Source organism: Pseudomonas sp. 51_B, from assembly GCF_017491595.1.
In the GTDB taxonomy this organism is placed as follows: domain Bacteria; phylum Pseudomonadota; class Gammaproteobacteria; order Pseudomonadales; family Pseudomonadaceae; genus Aquipseudomonas; species Aquipseudomonas promysalinigenes.
Map to the genome: position 1 here is coordinate 1 of NZ_JAFGYW010000533.1, position 248 is coordinate 248.

Here is a 248-nt window from a genome sequence, read left to right on the forward strand (position 1 = left end):
GTTCGTGTTCCAGACGCTGGCCAGCCGTAAACCTGAACTGGACTCGGGAGTCTATGCCTACGCCAAAGCTGGCTTCGGCGAGTACATGGGGTTTTCCTCGGCATGGGGGTACTGGATCAGTGCCTGGCTAGGGAATGTCGGCTATTTCGTATTGCTGTTCAGCACTTTGGGCTACTTCTTCCCGATCTTCGGCGAAGGTAACACCCCCGCGGCCATCATCGCTGCATCGGTGCTGCTGTGGGCCGTGC

General features: G+C 58.5%; 1 protein-coding gene. It reads left to right on the forward strand.

What is annotated here, in order from left to right:
- A partial coding sequence (locus J5M56_RS26075) for an amino acid permease (RefSeq protein WP_207938200.1) occupies positions 1 to 248 on the forward strand: 248 nt, incomplete at both ends.